At 67.2% G+C, this 26,672-nt stretch carries 29 protein-coding genes; 9 read left to right on the top strand and 20 right to left on the bottom strand.

Annotated elements, in window-relative coordinates; translation table 11 throughout:
- Positions 1 to 12 precede the first annotated feature (12 nt).
- The 16 genes from AU252_RS10800 to AU252_RS10725 form a co-directional block, all read right to left on the bottom strand.
- Positions 13 to 930, bottom strand: coding sequence for a diacylglycerol/lipid kinase family protein (locus AU252_RS10800; protein ID WP_058930712.1), 918 nt, complete (start codon positions 928 to 930; stop codon positions 13 to 15).
- Positions 931 to 979: 49 nt separating this feature from the next.
- Complete coding sequence (locus AU252_RS10795) at positions 980 to 2,353, bottom strand: NAD(P)(+) transhydrogenase (Re/Si-specific) subunit beta (RefSeq protein ID WP_058930711.1); 1,374 nt, start codon at positions 2,351 to 2,353, stop codon at positions 980 to 982.
- Positions 2,350 to 2,685 carry an NAD(P) transhydrogenase subunit alpha gene (locus AU252_RS10790; RefSeq protein WP_058930710.1) on the bottom strand — a complete coding sequence of 112 codons (336 nt, stop codon included), beginning with the start codon at positions 2,683 to 2,685 and terminating at the stop codon, positions 2,350 to 2,352. Before AU252_RS10790 ends, AU252_RS10795 begins: the two co-directional genes overlap by 4 nt.
- Positions 2,685 to 3,938 carry a Re/Si-specific NAD(P)(+) transhydrogenase subunit alpha gene (locus AU252_RS10785; protein ID WP_058930709.1) on the bottom strand — a complete coding sequence of 418 codons (1,254 nt, stop codon included), beginning with the start codon at positions 3,936 to 3,938 and terminating at the stop codon, positions 2,685 to 2,687. The genes AU252_RS10790 and AU252_RS10785 overlap by 1 nt, the downstream gene beginning before the upstream one ends.
- 140 nt (positions 3,939 to 4,078) lie before the next feature.
- A complete protein-coding gene (locus AU252_RS10780; protein WP_058930708.1) occupies positions 4,079 to 4,891 on the bottom strand; it encodes an IclR family transcriptional regulator domain-containing protein in 813 nt (270 codons plus the stop codon).
- Positions 4,892 to 5,029: 138 nt separating this feature from the next.
- Positions 5,030 to 5,722 (bottom strand): 3-oxoacid CoA-transferase subunit B, encoded by a 693-nt coding sequence (locus tag AU252_RS10775; protein ID WP_058930707.1) that lies wholly within the window; start codon positions 5,720 to 5,722, stop codon positions 5,030 to 5,032.
- Positions 5,723 to 5,724: 2 nt separating this feature from the next.
- The gene (locus AU252_RS10770) at positions 5,725 to 6,384 is read right to left on the bottom strand and encodes a 3-oxoacid CoA-transferase subunit A (protein WP_058930706.1); all 660 of its coding nucleotides are present in this window, start codon (positions 6,382 to 6,384) and stop codon (positions 5,725 to 5,727) included.
- Between the two features lie 3 nt (positions 6,385 to 6,387).
- Positions 6,388 to 7,584 carry a thiolase family protein gene (locus tag AU252_RS10765; RefSeq protein ID WP_058930705.1) on the bottom strand — a complete coding sequence of 399 codons (1,197 nt, stop codon included), beginning with the start codon at positions 7,582 to 7,584 and terminating at the stop codon, positions 6,388 to 6,390.
- Positions 7,581 to 8,021 (bottom strand): 4-carboxymuconolactone decarboxylase, encoded by a 441-nt coding sequence (gene pcaC, locus AU252_RS10760; protein WP_099093385.1) that lies wholly within the window; start codon positions 8,019 to 8,021, stop codon positions 7,581 to 7,583. Before pcaC ends, AU252_RS10765 begins: the two co-directional genes overlap by 4 nt.
- Positions 8,018 to 8,836, bottom strand: coding sequence for an alpha/beta fold hydrolase (locus AU252_RS10755; protein ID WP_058930703.1), 819 nt, complete (start codon positions 8,834 to 8,836; stop codon positions 8,018 to 8,020). The genes pcaC and AU252_RS10755 overlap by 4 nt, the downstream gene beginning before the upstream one ends.
- A complete protein-coding gene (locus AU252_RS10750) occupies positions 8,829 to 10,289 on the bottom strand; it encodes a lyase family protein (protein ID WP_058932885.1) in 1,461 nt (486 codons plus the stop codon). Before AU252_RS10750 ends, AU252_RS10755 begins: the two co-directional genes overlap by 8 nt.
- A 14-nt stretch (positions 10,290 to 10,303) precedes the next feature.
- Positions 10,304 to 10,867, bottom strand: coding sequence for a protocatechuate 3,4-dioxygenase subunit alpha (pcaG, locus tag AU252_RS10745; protein WP_058930702.1), 564 nt, complete (start codon positions 10,865 to 10,867; stop codon positions 10,304 to 10,306).
- A gap of 1 nt (position 10,868) precedes the next feature.
- Complete coding sequence (gene pcaH / locus AU252_RS10740) at positions 10,869 to 11,651, bottom strand: protocatechuate 3,4-dioxygenase subunit beta (RefSeq protein ID WP_058930701.1); 783 nt, start codon at positions 11,649 to 11,651, stop codon at positions 10,869 to 10,871.
- Between the two features lie 73 nt (positions 11,652 to 11,724).
- Positions 11,725 to 13,620: a bifunctional sugar phosphate isomerase/epimerase/4-hydroxyphenylpyruvate dioxygenase family protein gene (locus tag AU252_RS10735; RefSeq protein WP_058930700.1), complete on the bottom strand. Its 1,896-nt coding sequence runs from the start codon at positions 13,618 to 13,620 to the stop codon at positions 11,725 to 11,727.
- On the bottom strand, positions 13,620 to 14,501 hold the full coding sequence (locus AU252_RS10730; RefSeq protein ID WP_058930699.1) for a shikimate dehydrogenase: 882 nt from the start codon (positions 14,499 to 14,501) through the stop codon (positions 13,620 to 13,622). The genes AU252_RS10735 and AU252_RS10730 overlap by 1 nt, the downstream gene beginning before the upstream one ends.
- 139 nt (positions 14,502 to 14,640) lie before the next feature.
- The gene (locus AU252_RS10725) at positions 14,641 to 15,456 is read right to left on the bottom strand and encodes an IclR family transcriptional regulator (protein ID WP_058930698.1); all 816 of its coding nucleotides are present in this window, start codon (positions 15,454 to 15,456) and stop codon (positions 14,641 to 14,643) included.
- 233 nt (positions 15,457 to 15,689) lie between these two features.
- Between AU252_RS10725 and AU252_RS10720 the strand changes: the two genes are divergently transcribed.
- Positions 15,690 to 17,009, top strand: coding sequence for an MFS transporter (locus tag AU252_RS10720; RefSeq protein WP_058930697.1), 1,320 nt, complete (start codon positions 15,690 to 15,692; stop codon positions 17,007 to 17,009).
- 120 nt (positions 17,010 to 17,129) lie between these two features.
- Here the strand turns inward: AU252_RS10720 and AU252_RS10715 are convergent, their stop codons facing one another.
- Complete coding sequence (locus tag AU252_RS10715) at positions 17,130 to 18,224, bottom strand: ATP-dependent DNA ligase (RefSeq protein WP_058930696.1); 1,095 nt, start codon at positions 18,222 to 18,224, stop codon at positions 17,130 to 17,132.
- Positions 18,225 to 18,328: 104 nt separating this feature from the next.
- Between AU252_RS10715 and AU252_RS10710 the strand changes: the two genes are divergently transcribed.
- The 3 genes from AU252_RS10710 (at position 18,329) to AU252_RS10700 (ending at position 21,399) form a co-directional block, all read left to right on the top strand.
- A complete protein-coding gene (locus AU252_RS10710; RefSeq protein WP_058930695.1) occupies positions 18,329 to 19,327 on the top strand; it encodes a TIGR03885 family FMN-dependent LLM class oxidoreductase in 999 nt (332 codons plus the stop codon).
- Positions 19,324 to 21,018, top strand: a complete 1,695-nt coding sequence (locus AU252_RS10705; RefSeq protein ID WP_058930694.1) for an alpha-amylase family protein — start codon at positions 19,324 to 19,326, stop codon at positions 21,016 to 21,018. The genes AU252_RS10710 and AU252_RS10705 overlap by 4 nt, the downstream gene beginning before the upstream one ends.
- 144 nt (positions 21,019 to 21,162) lie before the next feature.
- Entirely contained in the window at positions 21,163 to 21,399 is a 237-nt protein-coding gene (locus AU252_RS10700) for a hypothetical protein (protein WP_056341782.1), read from the top strand.
- 137 nt (positions 21,400 to 21,536) lie between these two features.
- On the opposite strand, the gene AU252_RS10695 is transcribed toward AU252_RS10700, so the two are convergent.
- The 3 genes from AU252_RS10695 to AU252_RS10685 form a co-directional block, all read right to left on the bottom strand.
- Entirely contained in the window at positions 21,537 to 21,824 is a 288-nt protein-coding gene (locus tag AU252_RS10695; protein ID WP_058930693.1) for a MoaD/ThiS family protein, read from the bottom strand.
- Positions 21,817 to 22,953: a WD40/YVTN/BNR-like repeat-containing protein gene (locus AU252_RS10690; RefSeq protein WP_205630666.1), complete on the bottom strand. Its 1,137-nt coding sequence runs from the start codon at positions 22,951 to 22,953 to the stop codon at positions 21,817 to 21,819. The genes AU252_RS10695 and AU252_RS10690 overlap by 8 nt, the downstream gene beginning before the upstream one ends.
- A gap of 126 nt (positions 22,954 to 23,079) precedes the next feature.
- Positions 23,080 to 23,280, bottom strand: coding sequence for a hypothetical protein (locus tag AU252_RS10685; protein WP_058932884.1), 201 nt, complete (start codon positions 23,278 to 23,280; stop codon positions 23,080 to 23,082).
- Between the two features lie 276 nt (positions 23,281 to 23,556).
- Between AU252_RS10685 and AU252_RS24145 the strand changes: the two genes are divergently transcribed.
- The 5 genes from AU252_RS24145 to AU252_RS10660 all read left to right on the top strand — a co-directional run bounded on the left by AU252_RS24145 (position 23,557) and on the right by AU252_RS10660 (position 26,657).
- Positions 23,557 to 24,189 carry a hypothetical protein gene (locus AU252_RS24145; protein ID WP_167349809.1) on the top strand — a complete coding sequence of 211 codons (633 nt, stop codon included), beginning with the start codon at positions 23,557 to 23,559 and terminating at the stop codon, positions 24,187 to 24,189.
- Between the two features lie 132 nt (positions 24,190 to 24,321).
- Positions 24,322 to 25,086: a class F sortase gene (locus tag AU252_RS10675; RefSeq protein ID WP_240484376.1), complete on the top strand. Its 765-nt coding sequence runs from the start codon at positions 24,322 to 24,324 to the stop codon at positions 25,084 to 25,086.
- Between the two features lie 73 nt (positions 25,087 to 25,159).
- Positions 25,160 to 25,690: a universal stress protein gene (locus AU252_RS10670; protein ID WP_058930690.1), complete on the top strand. Its 531-nt coding sequence runs from the start codon at positions 25,160 to 25,162 to the stop codon at positions 25,688 to 25,690.
- Between the two features lie 319 nt (positions 25,691 to 26,009).
- Positions 26,010 to 26,357, top strand: a complete 348-nt coding sequence (locus tag AU252_RS10665; protein ID WP_058930689.1) for a metal-sensitive transcriptional regulator — start codon at positions 26,010 to 26,012, stop codon at positions 26,355 to 26,357.
- Between the two features lie 69 nt (positions 26,358 to 26,426).
- Complete coding sequence (locus tag AU252_RS10660; protein ID WP_058930688.1) at positions 26,427 to 26,657, top strand: heavy-metal-associated domain-containing protein; 231 nt, start codon at positions 26,427 to 26,429, stop codon at positions 26,655 to 26,657.
- Positions 26,658 to 26,672 lie beyond the last annotated feature (15 nt).

The following is a 26,672-nucleotide window of genomic DNA, read 5'->3' as shown; positions in this document are numbered from 1 at the left end:
ACCCAGCTGGGGTTACATCCGGATGGTCAGCGCGCCGGGCTCAATGGTCATCAGGACGTGCTTGCCGTCGCCTTCGTGGTCGCCGTCGAGCTGGTAGTCATCGTTGTGCTCGAGGGTGATCTCTACGGATTTGCCCTGGTAGTACTCCACGGATGTGTCCTTACCGCGGCCCTTGCCGATCATGCCGGCCACCACGGAGAACCACCCGAATTTCCCCCTCGGTGCCAGCACGGCCACGTCCAGCAGGCCGTCATCCATCTTGGCGTCCGGGAAGATCTCCAGTCCGCCCTGGACCTTGCCGCAGTTGCCCACCATCACGCTGCGGACCCCGCGGTGCACTACTGTTTTGCCGTCGAGGACGATGGTTGCCTTCACCGGTTTGCCGGGCAGGTTCCGGATGCCGGCGTCCACGTAGGCCAGCCAGCCCACCTTGTCCTTGAGGTCCTCGTTGGTGTCGGCCATGATGGTGGCGTCGTAGCCCACTCCGGCCATGACCAGGAAGACCTGCTCCTTGTCCGGATCATTGCGGGCGGCCCGGACCACGTCGATCGTCCGCTCCGTGCCCGCCAGGGCCCCGGCCATGGCGCCGTCAAAATCCGTGACGTCCATGCCCAGATTCCGGGCCAGGAGGTTTCCCGTGCCGAACGGAAGCAACCCCATGGGCACGTCCCCGCCGGAAAGAACCTCGGCCACACACCGCACGGTGCCGTCGCCGCCGGCGGCAATAACGACGTCGGCCCCTTGCTTGAGTGCCTCCTTCGCCTGGCCGACGCCGGGGTCCTCCTTGGTGGTCTCCAGCCAGATGGGATCTCCCCAGCCGTTCTCCGAGCAATGCTTCGCCGCCAGGGCACGCACGTCGATGTCCACCGGCTTGGCTGGATTGATGATGATGGCCGGGCGCTTGAGGGCAGTGGGGCTGTTGGCTGTCATGGTTTCCTTCGCTGACATGGGAATTGGGCCTTGGGGACAGCGTACTTCGCTACAGCGCCTTCACCGCGCCCAGCACCTTGGCCAGGGAATCCTTGGCGTCGCCGAAGAGCAGCGAGGTCTGCGGCTCGTACAGGAGCTCGTTCTCGATGCCTGCGAATCCTGGCCGCATGGAGCGCTTCAGGAAGATCACCTGGCGGGCGTCGGCCACTTCCAGGATGGGCATACCGTAGATCGGCGAGCCGGAGGACGTCTTCGCGGCCGGGTTCACCACGTCGTTGGCGCCCACCACCAAAGCGACGTCGGCCATCCGGAATTCGGAGTTGATCTCGCCCATCTCCTTAAGCGATTCGTACGGCACATTGGCTTCGGCCAGGAGCACGTTCATGTGCCCGGGCATGCGGCCGGCCACGGGATGGATGGCGAAGTCCACCTCGATGCCGCGGGCTTCGAGGGCCAGGGCCAGCTCGGCCGCGGTGTGCTGGCCCTGCGCCACCGCCAGGCCGTAGCCGGGGACAATGATCACCCGCTGCGCATAGCCCAGGAGCACGGCCACGTCCTCCGCGCTGGAGGACCTGACGGGACGTTCGCTCACGGCGGTGGATCCCGCCGTCGAACCTCCCTTGAAGGCGCCGAACAGGATCCCGGCCACGCTGCGGCCCATCGCGGCGGCCATGGCCCGGGTGAGGATGGTACCGGAGGCGCCCACCAGCGTGCCGGCCACCACCAGCAGCACGTTGCCGAGCACCACGCCGGACGCCGCCACGGCCAGGCCGGTGAACGCGTTCAGGAGCGAGATGACGATGGGTACGTCCGCGCCGCCCACCGGCAGCACCAGCAGCACGCCCGCGGCCAGGCCCAGCACCATCAGCAGCACCGCGAGCGCCAGGGAACCGGTCAGGACGACGGCGACGGCGGTGCCCACGGCGGCGAGCAGCACCGCGGCCATCACCACGGGAAGGCCCGGAAAAACGATGGGCCGGGTGGTCATGAGCTCCTGAAGTTTGGCGAAGGTGACCCCGGAGCCCGCGAAGGACACGGCCCCCACCAGCAGGGTGAACACGATGGCGACGCGGACCCAGGGGTCGGCGGTGTGGCTGAGTTCCAGCAGCGCCACCAGGGCTGCGGCGCCGCCGCCCACGCCGTTGAACAGTGCCACGAGCTGCGGCATCTGGGTCATCTGCACGCGCCGTGCCACCGGTGCGGCCACAGCCGACCCCACCGCGATGGCACCGATGATCCAGGGGATGTTGTCCAGCCGGGCGGATAGGAAGACCGTGACGACGGCGAGGAGCGCACCGAAGGCACCGATCAGGTTGCCGCGGCGGGCAGTCCGGGGCGAGCTGAGGCCGCGAAGGGCAAGAATGAAGAACACCGCGGCGGCGAGGTAAAGGAGCGAGGTCCAGACCGGGTCGAGGAGGGTCACTTTGCGTCCTCCCTGCCGGTGGCTTCCTTGAGCGGGGCTTCCTGGCGGACCACGTCTTTCCGGGCACGGAACATATGCAGCATCCGGTCCGTCACCACAAAGCCGCCCACCAGGTTGGCGGTGGCCAGCACCACGGCCAGCAGCGCCACGGCCAGGATCCCCGGGTCCGCGGCCTGGCCGGCCACGATGATGGCGCCCACCAGGATGATGCCGTGGATGGCGTTCGCGCCGGACATCAGCGGAGTGTGCAGGGTGCTGGAGACCTTGGAAACCACTTCGAAGCCCACAAACACCGCCAGCACGGTGACCGTCAGCAGGCTCATGCCGTCCATCAGATTCCCCCCTCGTTCTGGACCCTGTCGTGCTGGAGCCCCTCGATCCGGATCCCGTCGTTCCGGACCTGATCGTCCTGGACCCGGGGCGGATGGTTGGGCAGGGCGGGGACAAGTGCCGCCAGGGCCTCGGCCGTAGGCAGGTGCCGCACCGCGCCGTCGTGCGTGAGGCACGCGCAGGCGATCACGTCGTCGTCGAAATCGGGGGCAACGGTGCCGTCCCGGACCATCAGGGCGAGCAGGTTGGCCACGTTCTTGGCATACAAGCGGGATGCGTCCTGCGCCATCGCGGACGGGGCGTCCTTCAGCCCCACCAGCGTGACGTGGCCCTGCCCGTCGGCGGTCGGAACCAGGATGTCCTCACCGGGAACAGCGCCCTCGACGTTACCGCCGGATTCCGCAGCGAGGTCGACGACGACGGAGCCGGGCCGCATGCCCTGCACCATTTGGCGGCTCACGAGGAGCGGTGCGCGCCTGCCCGGGACGGCCGCCGTCGTAATCAGCACATCCGCCGCGGCGACGTGCGGGGCGAGGAGTTCACGCTGGAGCGCGCCGCGGTCGGCGCTGAGTTCACGGGCGTAGCCACCCGAAGCCTCCGCCGTTTCCAGATCCAGCTTGATGAACGTGCCGCCCATCGACGCGACCTCGTCAGCGGAAGCGGGCCGGATGTCGTTGGCGGAGACCCGGGCCCCCAGCCGTTTTGCGGTGCCGATGGCCTGCAGCCCGGCAACCCCGGCGCCTAGCACCAGCACCCGGGCAGGCGGGACAGTGCCGGCGGCAGTCATGTACAGCGGGAAAAAGCGCGGGAGCCGGATGGCGGCTTCGAGCACGCAGCGGTAGCCGGCCACCAGGGCCTGGGAGCTGAGCGCATCCATGGACTGGGCGCGCGAGATGCGGGGCACCAGTTCCAGGGCGAAGGCGGTGACGCCGGCCTCCACGAGCGCCTGCACGGTGGCGAGTTCGGACGACGGCGAGGCCAGGCCAACGGTGACGGCGCCCCTCTTCAGGGCTGCCGCCGTCGGGGGTTCCAGCGGGCGGACGTGGACCAGGACGTTCAGTTCGCCGGGATCCAGGTCCTGGACGATGCGGGCGCCGGCGTCGGCGTAATCGTGGTCTGAGTGGCCGGCGGCGGCCCCTGCTCCTGCCTCGATCAGGACGTCCAGGCCGAGCCCCGCCAGCTGCTTGACCGTTTCCGGCGTGGCGGCCACACGCCGCTCACCCTCATGACGTTCCCGCGGTATGCCCAGTTTCAAACCGCCAACTCCCTTACGGACGTAGTTGGCTCGAGTCTATGACCCCTTGCGCGAACTGGCAGCTAATTCCCTCAGATTCGCGTTTTGGGGGCATTTGCTGCCTGTTCGCGCGACTGCCTGCCGCGGCCAGCACCGGGCGTTTAGCGCCGTGCGGTCAGGTCCGCCGAGACGAGCTTCGCGGTAGCCACGATTTCGCGGGCCACGGCGGCCAGATACGCTTCCGGGTCCGGCTGGGCCGCCACCGATTGGGCCTGGAGGGACACGTTCACCGCGGCCACCACTTTGGTTGGCCCGTCGTACACGGGAGCGGCAACGGACATCAGCCCGATCTCAAGCTCCTGGTCCAGCAGGCACCAGCCCTGGGCGCGGACGGTGTCCAGCACCGCCAGCAGCTCGGGAACAGTGCCCAGCCCGCGCGGCGTCAGCGGTTTGATGTCCGCCGCCGCCAGGTAATCCTTGAGCCCGGCGGGCGGCAGGGCCGCGAGCAGCACCCTGCCCATGGACGTGGCGTAGGCCGGGAAGCGCGTGCCCACGGTGATGCCGACGTTCATGATGCGGCGCGTGGTCACCCTTGCGATGTAGGCGATGTCCGTACCGTCCAGCACCGCCGCCGACGTGGACTCGCCCAGCTTGAGGGACAGTTCCTCCAGGTGGGGCTGGGCCAGCTGCGGCAGGGACAGACCGCTGAGATAGGCGTAGCCGAGCTGCAGGACCTTGGCCGTCAGCGCAAAGGTCTTGCCGTCGGTCCGTACGTAGTCCAGCTCCACGAGGGTGTGCAGGAAGCGCCGGGCAGTGGCTCTTGTCAGGTCCGTCCGTGCCGCCACCTCGGTGAGGGTCATAACCGGGTGGTCGGTATCGAAGGCGCGGATCACGGCCAGCCCGCGCGCCAGCGACTGCACGTACTGGTCGCTCGCCTGCGGGGCGGCCCGTGAGTCTGCAGGTGCGTTGGTCATGGTTACCAATCCTATTCGGCGCGAAAGGACAGTTGCGGCCCTCCCGACCGGCGCGACAGGACAGTTGCGGCCCTGGAAACGCCGGTCCTCGGGGGCTTAAGTGTCCGTTCGCGCCGGGGGGGTTTAGTTTCGACAGGCTCAACCAACGACGGCGGCGGCTGACTTGAGCGGGACGGGCACCAGGTCCTGGAGTTCCTCGAAGGTGCAACCGAACGTCTCACGGACAGTGACGCCGTCGGGCCCGGTGAGGAAGACGGCCTTGTCCGTGTACACGCGCGTCACGCAGCCCACGCCTGTGAGTGGGTACGTGCACGCTTCCACGATCTTCGACGCGCCCTCGCGGGTCAGGAGCGTCATCATCACAAACACGTCCTTGGCGCCGGTGGCGAGGTCCATCGCGCCGCCCACAGCGGGGATGGCGTCCGGGGCGCCGGTGTGCCAGTTGGCGAGGTCACCGGTTGCCGAGACCTGGAACGCGCCGAGCACGCAGATGTCCAGGTGGCCGCCGCGCATGATCGCGAACGAGTCCGCGTGGTGGAAGTAGGAGGCCCCCGGCAGCTCCGTGACCGGGATCTTGCCGGCGTTGATGAGGTCGCCGTCGATGTCGTCCCCTTCAGCCGCCGGACCCATGCCCAGCATGCCGTTCTCCGTGTGGAGCGTGATGTTCTGCTCCGGCTTGAGGTAGTTGGAGACCAAAGTGGGCTGGCCGATGCCGAGGTTCACGAACGAGCCGGGCGCGATGTCGCGGGCCACGAGTTCGGCGAGCTGATCGCGGCCGAGGGGCTTGTCGGACGTCTGAATACTGGCCTGGCTGTTGGTCTGTGCGCTCATGTTCAGGCCACCTTCACGATGCTGTTGACGAAGATTCCGGGGGTCACGATGTTCTCGGGGTCGAGACCGCCGGTGGGCACGATCTCGGACACCTGGACCACCGTGTGCTTCGCGGCGGCGGCCATGATGGGGCCGAAGTTCCGGGCGGTCTTGCGGTACACAAGGTTCCCCACGCCGTCGGCCTTCAGGGCCTTGATCAGTGCCACGTCGGCGTGTATGGGTGTCTCGAACACCTGGCCACGGCCGTCGATGATGCGGGTTTCCTTGCCCTCGGCCAGCATGGTGCCGTAGCCGGTGGGCGTGAAGAACCCGCCGATGCCGGCGCCGGCGGCGCGGATCCGCTCGGCCAGGTTGCCCTGCGGCACGAGCTCCAGCTCAATCTCGCCGGCGTGGTATTTGGCGTCGAAGTGCCACGAATCGGACTGCCGCGGGAAGGAGCAGATCATCTTCTTCACCCGGCCTTCCTTGATCAGCAGCGCCAGGCCCTGGTCGCCCTGTCCGGCGTTGTTGTTCACCACGGTCAGGTCCTTGGCGCCGCAGTCCATCAACGCGTCGATGAGCTCGAACGGCTGGCCGGCGTTGCCGAACCCGCCGATCATCACGGTGGAGCCGTCCTTGATGCCGGACACGGCCTCGTTTACGGAATCAACAAATGTCAGCATCGCTTATGCCTTTCCTGCAGTTACGTTTTCGAGGACAACGGCGAGGCCCTGGCCGACGCCGATGCAGATCGCGGCGACGCCCCAGCGCTCACCGGAGGCCTGCAGGCTCCGGGCGAGGGTGCCCAGGATCCGGGTTCCGGACGCGCCCAGCGGGTGGCCCATGGCGAGCGCGCCGCCGTGCCGGTTCACAATTGCCGGGTCGATGCCCCAGGCGTTGATGCACGCCAGGGACTGCGCTGCGAACGCTTCGTTAAGTTCGACGGCGCCCACCTGGTCCCAGCCGATGCCCGCCTTCGCGAGGGCCTTGTTCGCGGCCTCCACCGGGGCGTAGCCGAAGAACTGCGGATCGTTTCCGTGCGCCCCGCGGCCCGCGATGCGCGCCAGCGGTTCGAGCCCGAGCAGCCCGGCGGCAGCTTCACTGCCGATCCAGGCCGCGGAGGCGCCGTCGGACAGCGGGGACGCGTTCCCGGCGGTGACGGTGCCGTTTTCGGTGCGGAACACGGTCTTCAGCCCGGCGAGCTTCTCCGCCGAGGAGCCAGCGCGGATGCCTTCGTCGCGGACCAGGTCGGTGCCCGGGACCGGGGCGACGAGGTTGTCGTAGAAGCCCTCGTCCCAGGCGGCGGCGGACAGGTTGTGCGAGTTGGCGGCGAACTCGTCCTGCTGCTCGCGGGTCACGCCGTACTTCTCGCGGAGCCGTTCGGTGGCCTCGCCCAGGGAAATGGTCCACTCCTTGGGCATGGCCTTGTTCACCAGGCGCCAGCCCAGCGTGGTGGAGGCCAGGGTCATGTCCCCGGCCGGGTAGGGCTTCTCCGTCTTGGGCAGGACCCAGGGGGCGCGGGACATGGACTCTGCGCCGCCCACCAGCATCAGCTCGGCGTCGCCGGCGTTGATCTGGCGCGAGGCGATGATCGCCGCGTCGAGTGACGAGCCGCAGAGCCGGTTCACAGTGGTGCCCGGGATCGAGACCGGCAGGCCGGCCAGCAGCGTGCCCATCCGGGCGATGTTGCGGTTCTCCTCGCCGGCGCCGTTGGCGTTGCCAAAGACAACCTCGTCGATCCGCTCGGGGTCCAGACCAGGGGCACGCTTCACGGATTCCTTGATCACGTGCGCGGCAAGGTCATCCGGGCGGACACCGGCAAGGCCTGAGCCGAACTTGCCGAAAGGCGTGCGAACGGCGTCGTAGATAAAGGCCTGGTTCATGAGTTGTTGTCCATTTCCTTAAAAACCTGCTGGGCGGTCTTGAAAGCGGTGTTGGCGGACGGAACCCCGCAGTAGATGGCGGTCTGGAGCAGGATTTCCTTGATCTCATCCCTGCTCAGGCCATTGGTGAGGGCCGCGCGGATATGCATGGCCAGCTCTTCCCAGTGCCCGTGCGCCACCATCGCGGTGATGGTCACGGCCGAGCGCATCTGCCGTGAGATGCCCGGCCGGGTCCAGATGCCACCCCACGCGATCCGCGTGATCATGTCCTGGAAATCCTCGGTGAACCCGTCCTTGTTGGCGTTGGCCCGGTCCACATGCGCGGCGCCCAGCACCTCGCGCCGGACCGCCATGCCGCCTTCGTAAATCTCCTGGCTGGTGGCATCGGGCTGGACGACGCCGTTCCGTTCTCCCCCGTTCGGGGCTGCGCCGCTCACTTGGCTGCCCCGCGGGATTCGCTCCAGGTGATGAGGGTCCGCAGCAGTTCGGCAACGTGGGCGGGCGCCTCGGCGGGGGCCAGGTGCGCCACTCCCTCGAGCGTCACGGCATTCGCCGTGCCGCCGCCGGCGGTAATCCCGTCAACGATTTCTTCCGCGAACGACGGCGGCACAACAGTGTCAGCCGCGCCCGCAACCGCCTGCGTGGGGACGGTGATGCTGCCGAGTTCGGCACGGACGTCGAAGCCTGCCAGGGCTTCGCAGCAGAAGGCGTAGCTGAAGCGGTCGGTGTCGCGGAGGGAGTGCAGGAGCCGGCTGCTCCGCTCGGGCTCACGGTCCATAAAGCCCGGCGCGAACCAGCGCTGTGCGGAGCCCTGGATCATCACGGGAGTGCCCTGGCTGCGAACGGTTTCGGCGCGTTCCAGCCAGGCTTCGGGGGTGCCGATTTTGGCCCCGGTGCACTGGATGGACAGGCTCTTGAGGCGTTCGCCGTGCTTGATGCCCAGCTGCAGGCCGGTGGCGCCGCCGAGCGAAACCCCGGCGTAGTGGAAGGCTTCGCCCGGCGCGATCGAGTCCACCAGCTCCACCACTGAATCCGCCAGCGCGGCGACGTCGAACGTCTCCGTGGCGGCGGGTGAGACGCCGTGGCCGGGGAGGTCCCAGGCCACCACATCGTAGTCGTTGCCGAGCAGGGTGGCCGTGTCGGACCACAGGACGGAGGACGTACCCAAGGAGGGTCCAACCACCAGCAGGGGACGATCGCCAAAAGCCCGTTCAGGTGAAAGCAGAACTGCCTTCAGGGTCGGTTTAGCCACGGTTGGCTCCGTTCTGGGTAGGTGTTGAAAAGTCGGAGTAGGCGGCCAGGATGCGGCGCGAGATTTCGGCTGCCTGGCCCAGGTAGCTGGCCGGTTCCAGGAGTTCGGCGAGCCGCAGATCGGTGAGCACGCCCGCCGGGACGGCCTCGCGGAGCAGCCGCCGGTAGGTGGTGCCTTGTTCGGCGGTGGGCGTCTGGAGCGTCCGGTCCACCACGGACTGCAGCTGCTCTTTGCCACTGCGGCCATCCTGTTCGGTCAGCAGCGGGGCCACTGCGGCGCCCACGCCTTCGGCCAGGAGCAGCGGACCGGCAAGGTCCAGGTTGCGGCGCATGGCGTCGGGGTAAACGTGCAGGCCCTCGACAAGTTCCCGGAGGTGTCCGGCAGCGCCGAGTGCCAGGCGGAGAAGCTGGCGCAGGGCCGGCCATTCCGTGTGCCAGGCGGCGTCGGGGCGTTCGTCGTTGAAATTGGCTGCGGCCAGGTGCAGCTGGGCCACCAGCTGGGGCGCCTGGAGGGCGGCGCCGCGGATGAGGACCGACAACACCGGGTTCTGCTTCTGCGGCATGGCCGAGGATACGCCGCGTCCTGCGGCGCGCGGTTCGGCGAGTTCAGCCACCTCGGGCCGGCTCAGGAACAGGACGTCCGTGGCGATTTTGCCGGCGGCGTCCAGCACCGAGGCCAGCGAATTGCCGAGCGCCGTGACGGCCAACCGGTTCGTGTGCCATGGTGCCGGGGCTGCGGCCAGGCCCAGTTGCCGGGCCAGCGAGTCGGCCAGGCCAAAGGGGTTGGTGGAGGAGCCTGCGGTCAGCACGGTTCCGGCGGCCAACGTTCCGGCCGCCCCGCCGAACTGCACCGGGAACTGCACGGTGCCCAGCTGCCGGCCGGCGGCGGCCAGCCCCTGGAACCACTGCGCTGCCCGCAGCCCAAACGTAAAGGGCAGGGAATGCTGGGTCAGGCTCCTGCCCACGCCCAGCGTGTCCGCATGCTGTTCCGCCAGCGTAGCGAGCGCCGCCGTCGTGCATTTCAGGTCTGCCAGCACCGCCTCCACCGTGTTGCGGGCGAGCAGCATCAGGGCTGTGTCCAGCACGTCCTGGCTGGTCAGCGTGGTGTGGACCGCCTTCAAGGCACCCACACGGCCGGCATCGAGCGCGGTGACATGCTTGCGCAGATCTGCCAGCAGCGGGATGACGGGGTTGCCGCCGCCCTGGGCCCGGAGCGCGATGTCTGCCGCGTCGTATCGGCCCGCCTCGGCGGCGGAGGCCACGACGGCGGCAGAACCGGCAGGCGCCAGGCCCGCCTTCTCCAGCACGGCGGCCCAGCCGGACTCGACGGCGAGGATCGCCGCCAGCACGGCGCGGTCACCGGTCAGCGCCGTCACCAGGGGCGACGCCGAGACAGGACTCAGCAGGCCGACGTCGCCGTCCGCAGCGCTTCCGAAGTGGCCCGTACCTTCCATGCCGGCGGCGTCCGTCACTGGAAGTCCAGGAAGACTGTTTCGCCCTCGCCCTGCAGGCGGATGTCCCAGGTGAGTCCGCCGTCGGGATCGCGGCGGGCAATGAGCGTCTTGCGGCGCTCCGGGTCCAGGGAGCTCAGCAGCGGGTCCTTGGCCAGGGCTTCCTCGTTCTCCGGCAGGTATACGCGGGTGAACAGGCGGTTCATCAGGCCGCGGGCAAACACGGCCACGGAGATGAAGGGTGCGGCACCGGATTCGGTGGGGCCGGGGTTCAGGGTGGTAAAGGTGTACACGCCAGAGTGGCCCACGGAAGCGCGGCCCCAGCCGGTGAAGGTGTAGCCGTCGCGGACCAGGGAACCGGTCTGCTGCACGATACTGCCGTCGGCGTCGGGCTGCCAGATCTCCAGGATGGCGTCCGGGATGGTCTCCCCCGCGCCGTCATACACGGTGCCCTGGAGGCGGATGGAGCCGGGCGAGCCGGGCGCCAGGAGTTCGTTGTCCTTCACGAACGGCAGGGCGTAGCCGTAGAACGGGCCGACGGTCTGGCCGGGGGTGGGAACAAGCTTGGTGGTTGTGCTCACGTTATTCCTCGTCTCCTGCTGCGCCGAGCGCCTCGTTTTCGGTCCAGGTCCGCTTGGAGCCGGTCAGCACGATGTCCCAGTTGTAGCCGAGGGCCCATTCGGGCTCGGTCAGGTTGTGGTCGTAGTTGGCCACGAGCCGGTCGCGGGCGTCCTGGTCCACGATGGACTGGTAGATGGGGTCCAGCGGGAAGAGCTGGTCGCCGGGGAAGTACATCTGCGTGACGATCCGCTGGGTGAACTCCGTGCCGAACATGGAGAAGTGGATGTGGGCCGGCCGCCAGGCGTTGACGTGGTTCTTCCACGGGTAGGCGCCGGGCTTGATGGTGGTGAACCGGTACGAGCCGTCGGGGCCGGTGATGCAGCGGCCCACGCCGGTGAAGTTGGGGTCCAGCGGCGCCGGGTGCTGGTCACGCTTGTGGATGTAGCGGCCGGACGCGTTGGCCTGCCAGATCTCCACGAGCTGCCCGGCCACCGGGCGGCCGTCACCGTCCAGGACCTTGCCGGCCACGATGATCCGCTCGCCCTGGGGTTCGCCGTTGTGCTGGATGGTCAGGTCCGCTTCCAGCGCGTGCACGTCCTGGTGGCCGAACGCCGGCGAGTAGAGCTCGATGGTTTCCGGGTCCGCGTGGTGCAGGCTTTTGGTGGGGTGCCGCAGGATGCTGCTGCGGTAGGGCGCGTAGTCCAGCCGGGGCTGCGTTTCGGCCGGGGCGCCGTCCTTGAGCGCCCGCGCGTAGGCATCGCCCAGGGCGTCGATCTCTGCACTGAGATCCTGCTGTGTCTCCACTGCGGCCTCCTTTTCTCTGGTTGTTGCTGCTAGGTGGTTGTTGCTGCTGCTGAGTAGCGTTGGTGGTGCTGTCTTACCGGTGCTGCAGGTGGTCGTACTGGACTGCGTGCCGCACGGGGGCGTTGGGAGCGCCGTAGCCGTCGTAGGCGCCGCAGCGTTCCACCATTTCGAAGAACACACTGCCCACGGTGGCCGTGTAGAAGTGGAGGAATTCGCCGTCGGCGTCCCGGTCGTACAGCAGGTTCAGCTCCTGCAGTGTGGCCAGGAAGTCCGGTGCCAGCCCGAAGCGTGCGTCCAGGTCCTCGTAGTAGTTCGCCGGGATCTGCAGGAACTCCAGGCCGCGGGCCCTGCAGTCCCTGGCGGTGGCCACCAGGTCATCCACCGCGAAGGCGATGTGCTCCTGGTAGGTTTTGCGCTGCTGGTTCAGCGGCGCCAGGTTCAGCACCAGCCGCACGGCGCGGTCCCCGGTGGCCATGACCTGCGAGCGGACCAGGCCGGTGGGGCTGGGGACCTCCGCGAACGGCTGGGGCTCCAACGCCAGTGCGCTCGTGTAGAAGAGGACGGCCTCGTCGAAGTGCTGCCACGGCTGCGCCAGGTTGACGTGGTCGATCACAGCGGTGGGGCCGGCGGTGGGATTTTCCAGCCCCTCTCCGAATTCACTGGTCCACGCTGCGGTGCCGTCGGAAGTGCCCTGGCACAGGAAGATCTCGGTGGAGTCCGGGGCGGCGAAGCCCTGGAACACCTCCTCGTTGGCCTGGCTCTTGCGCGGGACCGCGGGGGCCTTCAGCTGCTGGGCGCGGGCGGCGGCAATCACCGGGGAGGCGACGTCGAACCCCAGTGCGGCGATGGCGGGCGACGCATCCCCCGTTGCGCCGTCCCCGTCTGCCGGTGCGGCCTCGTTGATGATCACCCGGGCGTGACCCATGCTCCAGAGCTGCACGTCCTTGGTGCGGTGCCGGCCGTTGAACTCGAAGCCCAGCTGGCCCAGGACCGTTTCCAGCCCCTGGGTGTCCGCGGCCCTGACTTCGGCGAAGTTGTAGCCTGCGGGTTCGGCCACCTGTGGGAGTGTGGCCAGTTCCATGGGATAACGACGGCGGCCGGGGGCCGGGGTGCCAGCAGCGCCAGTGCCCGTCCCGGCGTCGGAAGCAGCGTCCAGCCATTTGGCGCTCTGTTCCTCCAGCCAGATGAGCGAGCGCATGGCGTCGACGGCCGTGCGCTCCACGTCCGACTGGCGGAAGACGTCGTTGAAGATCTCCAGCGACACCGGGCCGCTGTACCCGGCCCGGACCACGTGGCCCATGAACTTGGCGAGATCGAACTGGCCCTCGCCCGGGAAGACCCGGTAGTGCCGGCTCCAGGAGAGGACGTCCATGGAGAGTTTGGGGGCGTCTGCCACCTGGACGAAGAAGATCTTGTCCGGGCTGAAGGCCTCGATGGGGGCGGTGTCCCAGTTGCGCGACAGGATGTGGAAGGAGTCCAGGCAGGTGCCCAGGTTGGGGTGGTCCACGGCTTCCACCAGCTTGTGGGCGTGCTCGTAGTCGCTGACGTACTTGCCCCAGGCCAGGGCCTCGTAGGCAACCTTGACGCCGTGGTCCCCCGCCAGCGCAGCCAGCTGGCCGAGCTGTTCCGCCCGGAGGTCGTCGCTGTCGATGCTGGCGGTGGCCACGTTGGAGCAGACCAGGATGGTGTCCATGCCCAGCCGCGCCATGAGTTTGAATTTGGCTTCGGCGCGCCGGAGGTTGGCGGTGAGGAGGTCCCCGGACACGCTGTCGAAGTCGCGGAACGGCTGGTAAAGATCCAGCGTGAGGCCAAGGTCGGCCGCCATCTTGCGGACGTCCTCGGGCGGGAGCGGCGACGTGACCAGGTCCGGTTCGAAGATTTCAATGCCGTCAAAGCCCGCGATGGCGCAGGCCTGCATCTTTTCCTTCAGGGTGCCGGAGAGGCATACCGTGGCGATTCCGGTGCGCATCAGGCCGCCACCCCTTCCTTGGCCACGAGCGCCAGGAAATGGCTGCGCATGCGGTCCGCGTTGGCTTCCAGTCCCGTGAAAATCCGGAACGAGTCAGCCGCCTGGCCCACGGCCATGCGGCCGCCATCCAGGACCTCGCAGCCCTTGGCGCGGGCACCCAGGACCAGTTCCGTTTCGATGGGCCGGTAGACGATGTCCGCCACCCAGTGCCGGGATTCCAGCAGGTCCAGGTCCAGCGGGACGCCCGGGTGGGCGGCCATGCCGACGGGCGTGCAGTGCACCAGACCGTCGGCCAGGGGCATCAGCTGCGGCAGCTCCGCCGTCGTACGCGCTGTGACGGTGCTGCCCGGGAAGAAGCCGGCCAGCTCTGCGGCGCGAGCCGCGCAGCGGGCGGGGTCCACGTCCACCAGGTCCAGCGCCTTCACGCCGGCAGTGAGCAGGGCATAGGCGACGGCGGAACCGGCGCCTCCCGCGCCAAGCTGGACAACGCGGTCCAGCCGGGCACCCGGGAGGCCGGAGGCGAGCGCGGCGGCGAAGCCGGAGAAGTCGGTGTTGTGCCCGATGAAACGGCCGTCCTCGATGACCACCGTGTTGACGGCGCCGAGCCTGAGGGCATCCGGCGAGACCTCGTCCAGGTGCGCCAGGACAAGCTGCTTGCACGGATGGGTGATGTTCAGGCCGTTGAAGCCCAGGCTGCGGGCACTCTTGAGCAGGTCCCCCACGGCTTCGCCGGAGAGTCCGAGCTCCAGCAGGTCGATGGGGCGGTAGAGGTAGCGCAGGCCCTGCATATCGCCTTCGCGTTCGTGCATGGGGGGAGTGAGTGACGGCATGACGCCGTCGCCGACCAGTCCCACAAGGTAGGACTCAGTTCGATTGCTCATCCGGGCAGCTCCTTTGATACGGCACCCGGCGGGCGGTGGCGCTCAAGGCGTCCGCGGCGGGTCGGGTGATAGGGATTACAGTACAACACTTGTTCACTTCTCGCACGCTTGTTCTACATACGAACATTTCAAGGCTTTTTTACCGTTGCGGCAAGCGCGCAGCCAGCTCTGCCGCGGCTTCCTGCAGCAGGGGCACATGTGCCAGCAGGGCTTCCATGCTGAGGCGGAACACGGGAACGGCGGTGGCCAGGGAGGCGAACGCGTGGCCCTGTGAATTAAGCAGCGGCACAGCCACGGCGCGCATGCCGTTCTCGTTCTCCTCGTCCATTACGGCATATCCCTGCCGGTGGACCTTCTCGATCTCCGCCCGGAACGCGGCACGGTCTGTGATGGTGTGTTCGGTGAGGGGTTCCAGCTCGAGCTCTTCAAGCAGCGCCGCACGCTCCGAATCCTCGGCAAAAGCCACCAGCGCCTTGCCCACGGCCGTCGCGTGCAGGGCGCCCAGATGCCCGGGATCGCTGGTGACGCGGAAGGTCTGCGGGCCGTCCACCTTGTTGACCGTGAGGTGGCGGTGGCCGTCGCGGACACTGAGGATGGTGGCCTCCCCCGTCTGCTCGGTCACGCGGCGCAGGACCGGCAGCGCCGTGCCGGCAAATCCGTGATGGTTGGAGACGCGCTGGCCGAGCTGGAAGATTCGAAGGCCCAGATGGTAGCGGCGGCCGTCCGGCTCATAGTCCACAAACCCGTCCCGCGTCAGAGATCCCAGCAGGCGGTATGTGGTGCTGAAGGGGAGGTCGGCGCGCCGCGAGATCTCCGCGGCGCTGGCGCCGCGCGGCTCGTCGCCCAGGAGGACCAGCAGGCCCAGGGCCTTGCCCACCATGTCCGTACGGTCAGCTTTGGGCGTCTTGGGCTCAGCGGCGAGGTCGTCGGGCACTGTGGTTTGATTCACACTCATACGTCGATGTTGCCACATCGTGGGAACTATTTCTAGATGGTGATTATTTTCTTGACAAGTGACTGCGCTCACAGCCATCATTGCTGTATCGCACAAGTAGCTCCCACCATGTGGCTACTAGTCCGGGTCTTTCAACGGACTCCAGCCGCACCGCACCAAGCCTCCACACAGGCAGCTGCGGCTGCGACCCTCCAGATCCATCCGCGACAACGTCGTCACACCTAAGGAACTCCATGAGCCAGACACTTCCGTCCGCGGGGCCGGGCACCGTTGCCCCGTCCGGGACGCCAAAGAAGGCAGCCCTCGCCAGCTTCCTGGGCAGCGCCGTCGAATACTACGACTTCTTCATCTTCGGTTCCGCCGCCGCCCTGATCTTCCCAACGGTGTTCTTCCCGGACGCCGGCGCCAACGCGGCCGTGATGTCCTTCGCCACCTTCGGCTTCGCCTACGTGGCACGGCCGGTGGGCGCCGTTATCCTGGGCCACTTCGGTGACCGGGTGGGCCGGCGGAAGGTCCTGATGTTCACGCTGCTGCTGATGGGCGCCTCAACGTTCCTGATCGGCTGCCTGCCCGACTTCAACACCGTGGGCTGGTGGGCTCCGGCCCTGCTGGTGCTGGCGCGGCTTTGCCAGGGCCTCTCCGCAGCGGGCGAGCAGGCCGGCGCATCATCCATGACGCTGGAACACGCACCGGACAACCGCCGCTCCTTCTTCACGTCCTGGACCCTCACCGGCACGCAGGGCGGCCAGATCCTCGCCGCCCTCGTCTTCATCCCCGTCCTGGCACTCCCGGACGAGATCAAGTACGGCATCGGCTGGCGTGTCCCGTTCTGGCTCAGCGCCGTCGTCGTTCTTGTTGCGTTCTTCATCCGCCGCACCCTGCATGAGCCGCCGGCGTTCGAGGAAGCCCAGAAGACCGCCCAAATCTCCAAGCTGCCGGTCGCCGACCTCCTCAAGGACCACTGGCGCGACGTGCTGCGCGTGGTCTGCTGTGCCTTCATCGCCGCCGTCTCCACCGTGTTCGGCACGCTCGCCATCAGCTACGCCAAGACCGTGGCCGGAGTTGACGGCACCACCACGCTGTGGCTGGTGGTCGGCGCCAACCTGGTCGCTTTGGGCACCCAGCCGCTGTTCGGCAAGCTCGCCGACAAGATCGGCCGCAAACCGGTCTTCATCTACGGTGCCGTGGCCAGCGCCATCCTGACTCCGGTGTTCCTGCTCAGCCTGGAATCCGGCAGCATCCCGCTGATGTTCCTCGCGGCCATCGGCTTCTTCTCCTGCGGCTACGCGGCCTCCAACGCGGTCTGGCCGTCCTTCTACGCCGAGATGTTCAGTACCAAGGTCCGCTTCTCCGGCCTGGCGATCGGCACCCAGCTGGGCTTCCTGATGGCAGGGTTCGCCCCGGCCATTGTGGCGGCGATGGGCGGCATCAAGCCCGGCGGCTGGGTCCAGATCAGCATCTTCACCGCCGTCATCTGCGGCATCTCGGCCATCTCCGCCCTGACGGCCAAGGAGACGTTCAACGTCCCCACCAAGCAGCTCGGCCTGAAGTAACGCACTAGCCCAATTTTGAGACCGGATAGCCCGCCATTCCCCCAAATGGCGGGCTTTCCCTGTTGAAAAGTGGGCTATTCCGCCAGCAAAAAGTACGACGGCGGGCGGCGGGTTGGGTGCCTACGGTGAACTGGGCGCCTGCGGCCGGCCGGTCTCCAGCACCGACGCCAGGTCAAAGTTCACCGGCTCCTCCAGCTGGGCGTAAGTGCAGGATTCGGGATCCCGGTCCGGCCGCCAGCGCGAGAACTGGGCGGTATGCCGGAAGCGCTCACCTTCCATGTGGTCGTACCTGACCTCCACCACCAGTTCGGGCCGGAGCGGCACAAAAGTCAGATCTTTGCCCGCGCTCCACCGGCTCCCCTCCGCGTTGCGCGGCGTCCGTTCGCCTTCCGCCTGCTTGGCCCAGGCCCAGGGATGTCCGTCGAAGTCCGTGACCAGCGTCTGGAGTTCCTCGAACAGCTCCTGCCGGCGCTTCATCGGGAAGGCGCCGATCACGCCCACGCTGGCCAGGCCGCCGTCGTCCTTGTACAGGCCCAGCAGCAACGAGCCGATCGCGTCCGGTCCGCTCTTGTGCACGCGGTAGCCGGCCACCACACAATCGGCCGTACGTTCGTGCTTGACCTTGAACATCACGCGTTTGTCCGGCTGGTAGCTCCCCTCCAGCGGCTTGGCCACAATCCCGTCCAGGCCTGCACCTTCGAACTGCTGGAACCATTGCTCGGCGGTGGCCTTGTCCTGGGTCGCCGCCGTGAGATGGACGGGAGCCTTGCTGCCCGCCAGCGCCTTTTCCAGCGCTGCCCGCCGTTCGGCGAAGGGCCGGCCGGTGTAGTCGTCGTCGCCCAGGGCCAGCAGGTCAAAGGCCACAAACTTGGCGGGGGTCTGTTCGGCGAGGAGCTTGACGCGGCTGGCGGCAGGATGGATGCGCTGCTGCAGGGCATCGAAATCCAGCCGGTCACCGGATGCCCCCACCAGGACAATCTCGCCGTCCAGCACACAGCGGGGCGGCAGGTTTTCCTTCAGGGCTTCCACGAGCTCAGGAAAATACCTGGTCATGGGCTTTTCGTTGCGGCTGCCGATCTCCAGCTCATCGCCGTCGCGGAAAATGATGGACCGGAACCCGTCCCACTTGGGCTCATAGCTGAGGGCCCCGTCGGGCATTCCGCTGACGGCCTTGGCGAGCATGGGCGGGACGGGAGGCATCACGGGAAGTTGCATAGTGCCCATTCTTGCCCGGGAGGCCCGCCAGCGGTAGGCCTGTTTCAGCAAGAGCCCAGCTGAAAGCCTCGACACCGCACGGCGCGGGCCTGTAGACCTTAACGATGGTCACCGTCGGCTTTCACGCCTCGCATGAACAGATCAGCCCTGGGCAGCTTCTCAAGGACGTTCAGCACGCGGAGCAGGCAGGCTTTGACGCTGCCATGTGCTCGGACCACATTGAACCGTGGTCCGCCCGGCAAGGCCATTCCGGCTTCGCGTGGTCCTGGCTTGGCGCCGCGCTGGCTACCACAGACCTCCGATTTGGCGTGGTGACTGCACCGGGCCAGCGGTACCACCCCGCCGTCACCGCCCACGCCTCGGCCACGCTGGCGGCCATGTTCCCGGGCCGTTTCTGGATGGCCTTGGGGAGCGGCGAGAACATGAACGAGCACGTCACGGGCGAAGCCTGGCCGCCCAAGGAAACACGGCAGCGCAGGCTTGAGGAATGCGTGGACATCATCCGCCGCCTGCACCGCGGCGAGGTGGTGACCCACCACGGGCTGGTAACCGTTGAGCAGGCCCGGATCTGGGACGTCCCGCAGCCGCCTCCGCCGCTGATCGCCCCGGCCATCAGCGTGGAGACGGCACGCCGTGCCGCCGGTTGGGCGGACGGCCTGGTGACGGTGAACCAGCCGCCGGAGAAGCTCACGCGCATGCTGGCCGCGTACCGGGACAACGGTGGCCAGGGCAAGGCCGTCCTGCAGGTTCACCTGTCCTGGGCGCGGCGGGAGGAGGATGCCGTGGCCACGGCCCTGGACCAGTGGCGGACCAACACCTTCGCCCCTCCTGTGCCGTGGGACCTGCCCACCGCCGCCCATTTCGACGGCGTCAGCGGCCACGTGGGCGAGGACCCGGTGCGGGAATCGGTGAACATCTCCGCCAGCCTCGACCAGCACGCCGAGTGGCTGGCCGGCTACGCCGCGCTGGGCTTCGACGAGCTGTACCTGCACTTTGTGGGCCAGGACCAGGCGCCGTTCATCGACGCGTTCGGCGCCGGCGTCCTGCCGCAGCTGCGCGGCACGGCCCATCCCGGTTCACGTGTGCAGGAGGCTTCAGCGTGAGGATCGCCGAAACCTCGGACCTCTGGTGGAAGAACGCCGTCATCTACTGCCTGGACGTGGAGACCTTCTTCGACGACGACGGCGACGGAACCGGCGATTTCGCCGGCCTCACCCAGCGCGTGGACTACCTCGCGGCGCTCGGCGTCACGTGCATCTGGCTGATGCCGTTCTACCCGTCGCCGGACCGCGACGACGGGTACGATGTGACGGATTTCTTCACGGTGGATCCGCGGCTGGGAACCATGGGCGACCTCGTGGAGTTCATCCGCGGCGCCAAGGACCGGGGCATGCGGGTGATCGCCGACTTTGTGGTCAACCACACCTCCAGCCAGCATCCGTGGTTCGTGGAGGCCAGGAAGTCGAAGGACAGCCCGTACCGGGACTACTACGTCTGGCGAGCGGATACACCCCCGGACACGTCCTCCGAGGTGGTCTTTCCGGGCGAGCAGACGTCCCTGTGGACCAAGGACGACGCCACCGGCGAGTGGTACCTGCACATGTTCGCCGAGCACCAGCCGGACCTGAACGTGACCAATCCCAAGGTCCGGAACGAGATCGCCAAGGCCATGGGGCTCTGGCTTGAGCTCGGCTTGGACGGCTTCCGGCTGGACGCCGTGCCGTTCTTCCTGGAGACCCGGGGCCAGCCCAAGGACGAGGCCGCCAAACTCGACCCGCACGAGTACCTCAGCGCGCTCCGCAGCTTCCTGGGCCGACGCAACGGCAGCGCGGTGATGCTCGGCGAGGTCAATCTGCCCTACAAGGAGCAGCTGGAATACTTCGGCGGCACCGCGGGCAACGAACTGAACATGCAGTTCGACTTTATGACCATGCAGCACCTCTACCTGTCCCTGGCCCGCCAGGACGCCCGCCCAATGGCGGAAAACCTGAAGAGCCGTCCACCGCTGCATCCGGACAACCAGTGGGCCATGTTCGTCCGCAACCACGACGAGCTCACGCTAGACAAGCTCACCGACGCCGAACGGCAGGAGGTATTCGCCGCCTTCGGTCCCGAGAAGAACATGCAGATCTATGGGCGAGGACTCCGCCGCAGGCTGCCGCCGATGCTCAGCGGTGACGCCGAAAGGATCCGGATGGTGTACTCGCTGATGTTCTCGCTGCCCGGCACCCCGGTCCTCTTCTACGGCGAGGAAATCGGCATGGGCGAGGACCTTCGCCAGAAAAGTCGGGCCGCTGTGCGCACCCCCATGCAATGGAACGCCACGAAGAACGGCGGCTTCTCAAGCGCCAAGGCATCCGATCTGGTTGCCCCTCTGGCCCGCGGTGACTACGGTCCGGAGAACGTCAACGCGGCGGCCGCAAAACGGGACCCTGATTCCCTCTGGAACTTTATGGCCAGGCTGATCCAGCGCTATCGCGAGTCGCCGGAACTGGGCTGGGGTGAGTTCGTGGTGATCGACCAGCCCGAGCCGGCGGTCTTCGCCCACACCTGCACCTCGGACGGGGCCACCATGGTGCTGCTCCACCATTTCGGCACGGGGAAAGTGAAGGTCACCGGCAAGGTCGGCGGCGAGGATGCGCCGAAGCGGGCGTATAAGGGTGCCACCCTGCTGGACGTGCTCGACGGCGGCAACGTGCCGCTAGAGCCCGACGGCGGCTTCACCGTTGAACTGGGCCGTTACGGCTATCGGTGGTTCCGGGTGCAGCAGCCGGGTGACCAGCTGGCACCTTAGCCGGCGACGCCTGCCGCCGGCGGAAACGTATCGATCGCGGAGAACTAACCGGCTCCTAACGTTGAGGAAACCAGGGCGCAACATTGCCCAGCCACACTGGAAGTGCCGGCAAGCGCAGGCACCAGCTCCAGCCAGGAGGCCCCCATGTTGAAGGAAGCCAAAGCCCATGTAACAAGAGTCCGCGCCCTGGACCAGCTCCACCGCGGTGATGAAATCGAGGCCCGCCTCTCCGTAGGCCCCAGCTACGACGACGTGGTCATCCGCCGTGGCCGGGTCCAGGAGACAGCACCGGGAATCGGCGTTGTCTGGATCATGGACCATCACACCGGCTCGCGGAAAGCGATCAATACGGACGAATGCAGCGTCTGGCGGATTGCCTGACCGCGTGTTGGGCCGCTGGCGCAGCACCACTTGCGGAATCTTGCACCCTTGAATCTTGTACTCCGGAGTCTTGCACGACGACGACGGGCGCAGTCAGTCAGGACTGCCCGCCGGACCGCCCGAGAGATACTTCGGCCCTAACCTCCGGCCACCGACTGGATAACCAGTACCTCCTGGCCGGGCGACACCTCGGTTTCCAGGCCCTGGAGCCGGCGCACCTCGTCACCGGCAACGTAAATATTCACGTACCGGCGAAGCGCCCCGGTTTCGTCCCGCAGCCGCCTGGCCAGCACCGGGTAATCCCCGGTCACCGAATCCAGCAGGCTTCCCACCGTCACCGTCCCGTCGGCGGGCGCAGTCAGGATGGACTGGCCGCCGGCCAGCGGCTGGAGGATGCTGGGTAGTACCACGCTGATGTCAGGCACCGCGGGCCGCTGCCGTTTCCGGAACCGGCAGTCCAGCCGTAGAGACTACGGCGGCGCGGACACACAGGACGTCGGGGAGATGGCTGACAACCTCAGCAAACGTCTCCCCTTCATCCGCGCTGGCGTACACGGTGCCGCCGCGCGTTCCGAAGTAGACGCCGGCCGGCTCGGATGAATCCACGCCCGCGGCGTCGCGGAGGACGCTGTTGTACTCCCCCTTGGGCAGGCCCGTATCCAGGCGCTTCCAGGTGGCCCCGGCATCGTCCGTTCGGTGCACGGCAAGCTTCCCTTCGGGCGGGATCCGCTCGCCGTCGGCCTTGAGCGGCACAACCCAGGCGGTTCCTTCCCGGCGCGGGTGCGTCAGCATCACAAAACCGAAGTCGGCCGGAAGTCCCTCGGCGATGGAGTTCCAGTTTTCGCCATTGTCATCCGTGCGGTACACGCCGTGATGGTTCTGCGCGTACAGCCGTCCTTCCACGGCAGCATCCGCCGCGATCTTGTGGACGCACTGGCCGAACTCAGGATTGGGGTCCGGCATGAAGTAGGCCGAAATACCCTTGTTGCGGGGCTCCCAGGACTCACCGCCGTCGAGCGAGCGGTACACACCGCCGGTGCTCATGGCGACGTGGACGTTGTCCCCGGCCGGATTCACCACGATGGAGTGGGCGGCGGCGCCGCCGTAGCCCGCACCCCAGTCGCTGCGGTGAGGGTGGTCCCATAGCCCGCGGTTGAGTTCGAAATGCTCGCCGCCATCGGTGGATTTCCAGACCGAAATCGGTTCGGCACCTGCCCATACCACCCCTGGCCGCGACTCTGCGTCCGGGTAGATCTGCCAGATGCGCTCCACGGCCGCGCCGGTGTCTTCGGGAAACGTGATGGCGCCCTGTTCAGGTTCGGTCCAGGTGGCGCCGAGGTCATCGGAATGGGCCACAGTGGGGCCCCAGTGCTCGGACCTGACGCCCACCATGATCCGGGTACGGCCGTCCCGTGTGTCGATCCCGATGCTGGGGATTTCGCTCATCAGGAAATGCGGGCCGGAGAAGGACCATTGCTTCCGGTCCTGGCTGGTGGCCAGCCAGAGGCCTTTTTTGGTCCCGATCGCTAAGACAAAGTTCTCTGCGGTTGCCATGCACCCATGCAACCACCCCGGCCGGAGGGCCGCAACGCTTTTCTTCGCTATGTGGACTGGTCCGAGGGGACTGCTCCGGGTGTACCGGTCCGGCGTGGCCGTGCCGGCGGCGCCAGGGGCGTCCGGTCAGTCGACGAATTCGGACTGCGTCTCGATGAAATCCCAGTCGGCTTCGGTGAGGACAGCCACCGGGGTACCCGGATGCGGCCCGCCGGCTTCGGCGATGCCCTGCAGCACCGGCAGCGGCAGTTCCGCCGCACGGAGGTTTTCCCTCAGCCATTCCTTGGTTTGCAGGTCCAGATCCAGCCACCACATGTAGATTTCCATGCCGGTCACGCACCTTTCGTATGCTCCAACGTTAGGCGCCGCCCTGTCCACGTTCAAGGGGGCCACAACCTGGCAATGCTCCCGATTCCGCGTAGACGCAGGTAACGCCGCAGGTCAAAGGCGGAAAAAGACGAGTACCCGCTACTCGCGACCGCGCCCGTCCGGCGCCCCTAGCCTGAAGCCACAAGCAAAACTGATCATGCTTGCTGGGGGCATACAGAACCGTCGCTTCTCCCTTGCCGCCATGGTCCTTTCTGACAAGTCTGGGGAAACATCATGAAACGAACTTTCGCAACTTTGGGGGTTGTGGGGCTGGCAATGCTCAGCGTCACGGCCCCGGCCAGCGCGGCAGACAACTTCAGTCTTTGCCACAACGGACACACCATCAGCATTGACCTTAGCGGGGTGAACGGCCTGGGTGCCCATAGCGGTCACTCAAGGGACGTCATCCCGCCCAATGAGCTGCTGCCTGGCGGATTGAACTGGGACGAACAAGGGATGGCGGACTTTGAAAATGACTGCGAGGCCGTGACGCTGCCGCCGGTTGTGGTCCCACCGGTTGTGGTCCCACCGGTTGTTGTGCCGCCCGTCGTGGTCCCACCGGTTGTTGTGCCGCCGGTTGTTGTTCCGCCCGTCGTCGTGGACACACCGGCAGTGGTGGCTGGGGCCGCCGGCGCGGTCACACCGGCTGCGCAGACACCGGCACCGAAGGCAGCTGCTGCCAAGGCGCCCGCCGCAGCAGCAGCCGCTGTCAGCCAGGGCACCAACCAGGGCTTCAACGCGCAAACCGCCATCGGCGGATCAGATGAAAATACTACCTGGCTGGCCGGGCTGGGCGTCCTGCTAGGTGCGGGCACTGTGGTTGCAGTGCGCCGCAAATCCCGGACGGAATCGCCGACGGCGGGCTGACGCCCGCCAGAGCCTCCGGGGTCTGTTACCGAGGGCGTCCCGCCAAAACCTGGCGGGACGTCCTCGGCGCAATTTCAAGCGGGCGCACCCTCCCCTTTCTGAACGCAAGGCGTCTGAACGCAAAGGAACATCATGTCCAAGCACTCCAGCACTCGCGTCGTCCGCCGTGGCGTTCTGCGTGTCCTGGAAGTCCTGCGCGTCCGTGGATGGAACCGTGGAGATCTGGCAATCCTGCTGTGCGGAGTCCTGGGTTTCCTGTCCCTCACCTTCGGTGCACCCCTACTCAAGCACGGGGAAGCCGCCGTCCCCACAGCGGAACTGTCGGCACCATTCCGGGCCACGCCGTCGTCCGCTCCTTGGCCGCTGTCCGGCACGGGCGAAGCTTCGGGGGCAGCTCCAACGACGGCAACAGCCCCGGCCGCAGACGCCACCACCCCCGGCCCGGCCTTGCCGGAAGCCTCCGCACCCGTGCGTATCCTCTATCCCGCTGCGGCAATCGACACGGCAGTCCATCCTCTTGAACCGGACACCTCGGCCGTCGCCACCCGTACAGTGGAGCCGCCCACAACCATGGACGGGTATTGGCTGACACCGTTCGGGACTCCCGGCAACGGGTCGGGCAACACCACGTACATCATCGGACACAGCTGGGAGGGCCGGGACGCCCCGTTCAACCACCTCAGCTCCGCTGCCGTCGTCGGCGACACCTTCGACGTCGTCACCGCGACCGGCACCATCCCTTACCGGGTGGACAGCGTCACCACGTACCTCAAGGACAGCCTCAAGGACAGCCCCATCTGGGACATGGTGCCCAGCCGTGTGGTTCTGATCAGCTGCTACACGGAAGACCCGTGGGGCAAGAACGTGGTTGTCTCGGCGTCCCCCGCTGCCGCCTGACACGTCCACGCGCCGTCGGCCCTGTTCAAGTCGGCCCTGTTCAAGTGGCTCCGCGCAGGCACAGAATGGTCCTATGAGTCCCGAACGATTCAGTGGTCCGCCTCCGTTGCTCGTGGGCGTGTTGCCCCATCAGCACCCGGAAGTGCTGAAGACCGCCACCTCCCTGGCGGCCAAACTGGCCGTGCCGTTGCTGTGCGCCTATGTTGACGAGGCCAGCTACCTGGTGGAATGGGATCCCACCAGATCCGCACACCGGCTGTCGCTGCACCCGGACAAGGACGACGACGACATCCGCTCGGTCACCACGGAACTCAGGGGGGTGATCGCGGAAGCCGTGGCCGACGCCGCGGCGCCGGCCACCCCCGTGGACTGGACGCTGCGGACCCTGGCGGGGGATCCGGGCCGCGCCCTCGCTCGGCTCGCCGCGGAAAGCAACTCCCCCATGATCATCGTGGGAACGTCGGAACGGGGCCTGACCCACCGGATCTCCGAGATGCTCAACGGATCAGTGGGACTCTGGCTGACGCACCATCAAAGCCGGCCGGTGCTGGTGGTTCCCTACCGAAGGCCGGCGCATCAGGACGATGCCAGAGCCGTTAGCTGAGCCGTTACCTGAGCCGGCTGCCTCGCCCCACTCGAGCGGTTTTCGGGTGACCGATATAATAAAGCGAAAGTAGTTATTCGAGGTGGTAGCGGACGGCTGTACTGGCAAGTAAGCTAATTCAAGCAGAACGATCCGGCCGCAGTGGCCGGGTGAATCTGCCCAAATGCTGCTCCGGAGTGCGTATCCCCCAATAACGCACTCCGGAGCTTTTTTGTGCCCGCCCAGAGCCGCACCCACCCAACCTCGTGGCGCTCATCTCCGAATTGGATACCCCCAGGGGGTACTTGCCATATACCCCTATGGGGTATATGTTGGCTGTATGGAACCTTCGCAGGAAACTTTGACCACACACGCCGGCGTTGACCCGGCGCCTCCGCATGGCTACACCGCCAACAAGGAGGCATACCTGCGCAGGCTCAAGCGCATCGAGGGCCAGGTCCGCGGGATCGCCCGGATGGTGGATGAGGACAAATACTGCATCGACATCCTGACCCAGGTCGCCGCGGCCACCAAGGCCCTGCACGCCGTGAGCCTGGGACTTGTGGAAGAGCACATCGGCCACTGCGTGGTGGGCGCCGCCGGGGAACCCGATCCGGCCCTTCGCACTGAGGCCATAGACGCCAAAGTCCGGGAAGCCACAGCGGCCATCGGCCGCCTCCTGCGCTGACCAACCACCGCTAACCACCTGCCACCCATTCACGGCCGGCCACCGCCGGCCCCTTTGAAGGAGCCAGCCATGAGCACCACCTCCACCACCGTCAACGTGTCCGGCATGACCTGCGGCCACTGCGTTTCGTCCGTCAGCGAGGAGCTTGAATCGCTCGCCGGGGTTGAAACGGTCGACGTCGAACTCAACGCCGGCGGCATTTCCACCGTCACCATCACCTCAAGCCAGGAACTGTCGCCGTCCGAGATCGGCGAGGCAGTAGCCGAAGCCGGCTACCTGGTTGTTGCCAACGACGCGTAACGCTGTCCGATCGGG

Origin of the sequence: Pseudarthrobacter sulfonivorans (genome assembly GCF_001484605.1) — a bacterium.
In the GTDB taxonomy this organism is placed as follows: Bacteria; Actinomycetota; Actinomycetes; order Actinomycetales; family Micrococcaceae; genus Arthrobacter; species Arthrobacter sulfonivorans_A.
Note: the sequence above shows the minus strand (reverse complement) of the source record. Positions and strands in the feature narration are given on the sequence as shown.

Bases quoted from the DNA above. Each gene is read 5' to 3' on its own strand.
- AU252_RS10800 (WP_058930712.1), bottom strand. From the start codon at position 930: ATGACAGCCAACAGCCCCACTGCCCTCAAGCGCCCGGCCATCATCATC.
- AU252_RS10790 (WP_058930710.1), bottom strand. From the start codon at position 2,685: ATGGACGGCATGAGCCTGCTGACGGTCACCGTGCTGGCGGTGTTTGTG.
- AU252_RS10780 (WP_058930708.1), bottom strand. From the start codon at position 4,891: ATGACCAACGCACCTGCAGACTCACGGGCCGCCCCGCAGGCGAGCGAC.
- AU252_RS10775 (WP_058930707.1), bottom strand. From the start codon at position 5,722: ATGAGCGCACAGACCAACAGCCAGGCCAGTATTCAGACGTCCGACAAG.
- AU252_RS10770 (WP_058930706.1), bottom strand. From the start codon at position 6,384: ATGCTGACATTTGTTGATTCCGTAAACGAGGCCGTGTCCGGCATCAAG.
- AU252_RS10765 (WP_058930705.1), bottom strand. From the start codon at position 7,584: ATGAACCAGGCCTTTATCTACGACGCCGTTCGCACGCCTTTCGGCAAG.
- AU252_RS10750 (WP_058932885.1), bottom strand. From the start codon at position 10,289: ATGGAAGGTACGGGCCACTTCGGAAGCGCTGCGGACGGCGACGTCGGC.
- AU252_RS10735 (WP_058930700.1), bottom strand. From the start codon at position 13,620: ATGCGCACCGGAATCGCCACGGTATGCCTCTCCGGCACCCTGAAGGAA.
- AU252_RS10730 (WP_058930699.1), bottom strand. From the start codon at position 14,501: ATGAGCAATCGAACTGAGTCCTACCTTGTGGGACTGGTCGGCGACGGC.
- AU252_RS10725 (WP_058930698.1), bottom strand. From the start codon at position 15,456: ATGAGTGTGAATCAAACCACAGTGCCCGACGACCTCGCCGCTGAGCCC.
- AU252_RS10720 (WP_058930697.1), top strand. From the start codon at position 15,690: ATGAGCCAGACACTTCCGTCCGCGGGGCCGGGCACCGTTGCCCCGTCC.
- AU252_RS10715 (WP_058930696.1), bottom strand. From the start codon at position 18,224: ATGCAACTTCCCGTGATGCCTCCCGTCCCGCCCATGCTCGCCAAGGCC.
- AU252_RS10710 (WP_058930695.1), top strand. From the start codon at position 18,329: ATGGTCACCGTCGGCTTTCACGCCTCGCATGAACAGATCAGCCCTGGG.
- AU252_RS10700 (WP_056341782.1), top strand. From the start codon at position 21,163: ATGTTGAAGGAAGCCAAAGCCCATGTAACAAGAGTCCGCGCCCTGGAC.
- AU252_RS10690 (WP_205630666.1), bottom strand. From the start codon at position 22,953: ATGGCAACCGCAGAGAACTTTGTCTTAGCGATCGGGACCAAAAAAGGC.
- AU252_RS10685 (WP_058932884.1), bottom strand. From the start codon at position 23,280: ATGGAAATCTACATGTGGTGGCTGGATCTGGACCTGCAAACCAAGGAA.
- AU252_RS24145 (WP_167349809.1), top strand. From the start codon at position 23,557: ATGAAACGAACTTTCGCAACTTTGGGGGTTGTGGGGCTGGCAATGCTC.
- AU252_RS10675 (WP_240484376.1), top strand. From the start codon at position 24,322: ATGTCCAAGCACTCCAGCACTCGCGTCGTCCGCCGTGGCGTTCTGCGT.
- AU252_RS10670 (WP_058930690.1), top strand. From the start codon at position 25,160: ATGAGTCCCGAACGATTCAGTGGTCCGCCTCCGTTGCTCGTGGGCGTG.
- AU252_RS10665 (WP_058930689.1), top strand. From the start codon at position 26,010: ATGGAACCTTCGCAGGAAACTTTGACCACACACGCCGGCGTTGACCCG.
- AU252_RS10660 (WP_058930688.1), top strand. From the start codon at position 26,427: ATGAGCACCACCTCCACCACCGTCAACGTGTCCGGCATGACCTGCGGC.